The sequence below is a fragment of the Leptospira adleri genome (assembly GCF_002811985.1).
Lineage (GTDB): Bacteria > Spirochaetota > Leptospiria > Leptospirales > Leptospiraceae > Leptospira > Leptospira adleri.
On the sequence record NZ_NPDU01000130.1, the window covers coordinates 1 to 4,839 of the forward strand.

Annotated in this window: 6 protein-coding genes; all 6 read left to right on the plus strand. The window is 42.0% G+C overall.

From position 1 onward, the window contains the following. The coding region (locus CH376_RS23455) for a MaoC family dehydratase (RefSeq protein WP_100788560.1) at window positions 1–419 on the plus strand (419 nt) is incomplete at its 5' end. A gap of 37 nt (window positions 420–456) precedes the next feature. Further along, window positions 457–1,980: a thiolase C-terminal domain-containing protein gene (locus CH376_RS23460; RefSeq protein WP_100788561.1), complete on the plus strand. Its 1,524-nt coding sequence runs from the start codon at window positions 457–459 to the stop codon at window positions 1,978–1,980. A gap of 242 nt (window positions 1,981–2,222) precedes the next feature. Beyond that, window positions 2,223–2,525, plus strand: a complete 303-nt coding sequence (locus tag CH376_RS23465) for a hypothetical protein (protein ID WP_069605848.1) — start codon at window positions 2,223–2,225, stop codon at window positions 2,523–2,525. Window positions 2,526–2,602: 77 nt separating this feature from the next. Further along, window positions 2,603–2,833, plus strand: a complete 231-nt coding sequence (locus CH376_RS23470) for a hypothetical protein (RefSeq protein ID WP_100788562.1) — start codon at window positions 2,603–2,605, stop codon at window positions 2,831–2,833. Between the two features lie 538 nt (window positions 2,834–3,371). Continuing rightward, complete coding sequence (locus CH376_RS23475) at window positions 3,372–3,626, plus strand: hypothetical protein (protein WP_100788563.1); 255 nt, start codon at window positions 3,372–3,374, stop codon at window positions 3,624–3,626. After that, complete coding sequence (locus CH376_RS23480; protein WP_100788565.1) at window positions 3,623–4,756, plus strand: suppressor of fused domain protein; 1,134 nt, start codon at window positions 3,623–3,625, stop codon at window positions 4,754–4,756. The genes CH376_RS23475 and CH376_RS23480 overlap by 4 nt, the downstream gene beginning before the upstream one ends. Window positions 4,757–4,839: the final 83 nt, after the last annotated feature.

A 4,839-nucleotide genomic window follows, 5' to 3' on the forward strand; every position in this document is an offset into this window, starting at 1 on the left:
GGAAATCTTACGAAGAAATACGAATCGGCGATAAGGCGAGTTTTTCGAAAACGATTACGGAAACCGACATTTATCTTTTTGCGGGGATCAGCGGCGATTTTAACCCGCTTCACGTAGACGAAGAATATGCAAAAACCACGATGTTCGGAACAAGGATTGCACACGGAGGCCTCGCCGCTTCGTTACTCGCTCCGGTTTTAGGAATGAAACTTCCAGGACTCGGGACCGTCGCTCTGGAAACGGTGACAAAGTTTCGAAAGCCGGTTTATCCGGGCGACACGATTACGTGCACCGTCGAAGTGAAATCCAAAATCGAACGACTAAAAATGGTGGAGATGAAAATTCTCTGGACCAATCAAAAAGGGGATACGATCGGAAAAGGGGAATGTAAGGTTCTTCCTCCCGAATCGAATTCTTAATTCTGTCCGTTTAAAAAAAATCTCAAAAGGCAAGTTCATGAATCCTGTATTATTAGGCATTAGCGACTCCGTCGCAAACGATTTTCCGGAAGAATATAAAGAATGGTCCGGGGAAAGAAAAGTATTAGAACATTATAAAAAATCAATATCCGATCTTCTTCAATTTTTGGAAATGAAACCTGAGGTTCTTCAGAATCTACTTACGGATTTTGTTAGCATCGAACCGGCGTCCTTGGGCAAGTCCGGTTACGGACACAGCGTCAGAATCGCCAATGAACTCGGTTATACCGGTTTTCGTTCTCATTTGATCGATTTGGGTGGAGCAAGCGTAACCGGCGCCATCGGACAAGCAAGGACGATCCTCCAATCCGATCCGGAAGCCGTTGTTTTGGTCGCCGCGGCGGATATTCCCAAGTCTTCGTTTAAGCAGGTTTCCGATCTGAAACGATTGAACGAAACCGTTTGTCATCCGGTGTTCGAACTCAACTACGGCGCAACGTTGATCGCGATGTACGGTCTTCTTATGAAAAGAATGATGTTCGAACATAACATCACTCAAAAGGATCTGGAAGAAATCACAAAGAAGTTTAGATCGAACGCGATTTCCAATCCGAGAGCGAGCGTTTATCAACAAGAGATCACCGAAAAGCAAATCACTCGGACGATCGCGGATCCTTATTCGGCTCCAATGATCGCAATCGTAACCGATCACGGATTTGCGACCTTGCTTATGTCCGAGAAAAAAGCGAAAAAACTTCAGGCGCAAGGAAAACTTAAAAAAGAATTGGATCCGATGTATTTGATCGGAGCGGGCCACGCAGCTCATTCCGAATACTTTATGCTCAAAGGGGACTTTGCAACGCCGGCCGGTCTCGCGGGCGAGATTGCGTTTGCATCCGCGGGGATTCAAAGAGAGGACATCGATTATGCCTGGATCTACGATTGTTTTACAGGAATGGTGATTCTTCAATCTTCCGAATATTTCGGATTATCGAAGAAAGAAATCGCGGAAACTCTCAAGAACGGAGAGCTGCAATTTAAGAATGGAAAAAAAATTAAGATCAATGAAATGGGAGGAATCTTAAATTATCAGGCGGCCATGTCCATGTCGGCAGCTACGGGGCTCGTTGATCTGGCCGCTCACTATGGTTTGTATTCTCGTGAAGTTCCTAATATCAAAGTTACAAGACCTGAAAAGTCTCTCTTAGGCGGAAACGGAGGAGTCGATAGCATCAACTCGGTTGCGATTTTTTCATCCAAACCTTCCAAACTTAAATCGAAATCGGTAAAACGTCCCAAACTTTTTCTAAACCAGAACGGCGCGAAACAAAACGAGATTGGTACTCTTTATTCTTCCACAACCGTGAACATGAATCCCGGTTCTTTTACGAAAGCGCCTTATTCATTGGTGCTCGTTAAAATGAAATCCGGCAGATATGTTATGGTAAACGCATATAATAAGAATGGAGAACTCTTAAAAACGGACCAAACGCTGGAAATCGATCGTTCGAAATTAAAAATTGTAAATGAAAACGGTTTTTTAAAAGGAATTTTATCTTGAATTGAAAGAAATTTTCAAGAAGATAAGTCAGTACATTTTCCGAGAATCTTCTAAGAAAAATAGTCGAAAGAAGAGTTGATCTTTGCGGATAACAAAATTGAAAAGCTGATTTTAAATTCAGATTCAGTTATGGAACGATAGTAGTAGATTTCCGGCTCGGTTACTTTTAGCATTCTTCAGATACAAATAAGCTAATATGGACCGAACGGGCGAGGGTGTTTCTCTCAGGATTGGTTCGAATTATGCATATTAAGGCTGAGAATATACAGACAGGCCAGATTCGCATCTTTAACGGATCGGATTTGATCTTAATCCCGGATTCTTCCAACGAACAAGAAGGAACGATGTTTCTTCATGGAAGGAAGGTTGAGAACTGTCTGAATCTCCGAAAATACTCCACATTCTTCGTTGTTTCCGATTCTGTCTCTAAAACCGGATTTCCGGATAAGATCAAACTGCAAGAATTCGGTCCGGACGGTTCCGTGATTGAAATTTCAGAAAGCAAAATGGACTGTTATCGCGTAATGGGAATATTTTTGGAATAAGATTCACTTTCTGCTGGATACGATCCGTCGCATTCGTAGAATCCGTCTCCACCATTCTTTTCCGAGGGGAATTCATCATGGTCCAAAAGAAAAAGACCAAAATCCAAAAAGCGGCTCCGAAAAAAAAACGAGCTCCCGTATCTTCCTCCGTAAAAAAAAACGATATTCGTCTTTCGGATATGGTAGATCTCGCAGCTGAGGAATTCGTTAAGACGATCGAAATTATGGCGAAGCTAACCTCAGGTAGTCGAACAAAGTTGAAAAACTCGATTAAGTCGGCTGCGAAACAAATTCTTCAGGGGAAATAGATACGATTTTTCGTTTCGATTTTTCCCGGAGAATCCTACATCCGATGTCGATGAGTTTTTTTGAATCGGATCGTAAATCTAAATATAGAAATTTATTTTCATCGTCGTCTCTTTGCACGATGTGTAACAAAAAAGTGTGCCAAAATATATTTCCTTTTTTTTAAAAACAGTCAATTTATTTCAGAAAAATAAAGGGCTCGTAAAAAACTTTTGGAAAAAAATTTCCAAAAAGGTTCGATTTTTTTTAGGAATTGTAGTCCACTGTAAGTATGGAAAACTTATTTCTGATCACCTTACTCTTCTTAATTCTATTTGAGCAGTATAAAACCAGGGTTTCCCGGGAACGAATTCCGATTCGCGCTCTCAAACAATACGTCCACCGTTAGTTTTTGAGTGATTTTGAACCGGGATCGTGATTGCACACCCGGTTTTTCGTTTTTTAAGCCCGCCTTTTTCCGATTCTACTGAGAGAATCACTTCTTTAGAGAGTTGAAACATTCTTATTCGGCTGGAACCTTGTCTAAAGACCGAGGAAAGCATGTATAAGAAACCAATGACTCCGACCCGAGCCGTCGAAACTTTTATCCGCTCCAAGAAAAATCAGGAACCGATCTCCGAAGAAGTCGCGATGGTATTGGATTCTTTTCAAACTTGGAATGAAATCGAACTTACCGGACTTCTCAACGCTTCCTTTTACCAGCCGGAAGTTCTAAATGAATACAGATCCGAAGCCGCGATCCAACTTCTTCTCGAAAAATTAAAAAAAAGAATCGTGGATATTCCTATTCAATGAATCAGACGATGGAACCAAAAGTTATTTATCAAGAGGCCAATCCTTACGGAACCTTTACAGCGTTTTTAGAAGACGATGGAAGAACGGTTTATCTTTATCTTCAAGGAGAACAAAATCCCGAGTTCGGAATTAAGTCCGTCTGGGTTTGTAATCGAGTTGAGGCGCCGGAACAAAGAAATAGGGAAGATCTTTCCGACGGTTTAGCGCCGATTCTCCTTCGTTCGGAAGTATTGGATTCTAAACCGCACGCCGCATTGGAGGAAAAGGATCTTTATTTTATTTGGACGGAAGAAGGAGACGGAGTTGCCCTTTTTTACAAGGAAACGTTGTATGCGTTTCTTCCTCCTTGGTCGGGAATCAAAGGTTTTCACGGGTATTCGATTCATGCAAAAGTGGATTCTTTAACCGCTTATCCCCTTGGAAATTCAGAATTCGGAGTGATCCCAGATCGGGTTCAAGCCTCTCGTGATTTTTGGGAAGCCCGTTCGCAAAAGGGAGCTTGGAAAGATATCCAAGAGAAACGTCTTCATTTTTTAGAATCAAAACTCGGTAAGCACGATAAATACTGGTCAGCAGACGGTGGAAAGTATCCTCAACTCGGTATCGTTCGTTTCCGTTCGCCGAACGATTCCGATGTATGGATTTATTCTACGATCGGCATGAGCGCTCAAAATATGCCTTCTGTGGAGCTTTTTCACAAGGATTACGAGGATTACGCGCGTATTGAGCTATTATTGGCCGTTAAGATCGGTTCTGAAGGTCCGGAAAGATCGGAGTCATGGGTTCCGCATCTGATCGGCGAACTCATTCGTTTTCCATGGAATATGGCGAAATGGTTTGGGAACGGTCATACGATCTCGATGTCCCGTAAAGATCCCGAGGCTTTGTACCTCAATTTCACTTCGATTTTATTTCGCGATTTGGAAACGTTCTCTTCCGATGCAAAAGCTCCGGACTTAACGGGATTGATTTCTGAAAACGGAAGACAAGTTCGATTCTTATCTTTATTGCCGGTCGCGGAAGAAGAAAAAGAATACGCGCAGAAAGACGGAATTCAATCCTTCAATCAAATCTGGGATGAAAAGAAATTTCCCTGGTTTCACGACGCTGAAAGGCAATCGCTCATCTAAAATGTTTATCATCGAAGAAGTTATCCGCTCTATCAGACGTTATTCGAATCAGTCTGCGTTTCTTTTAACTTTGATTTGTTTAG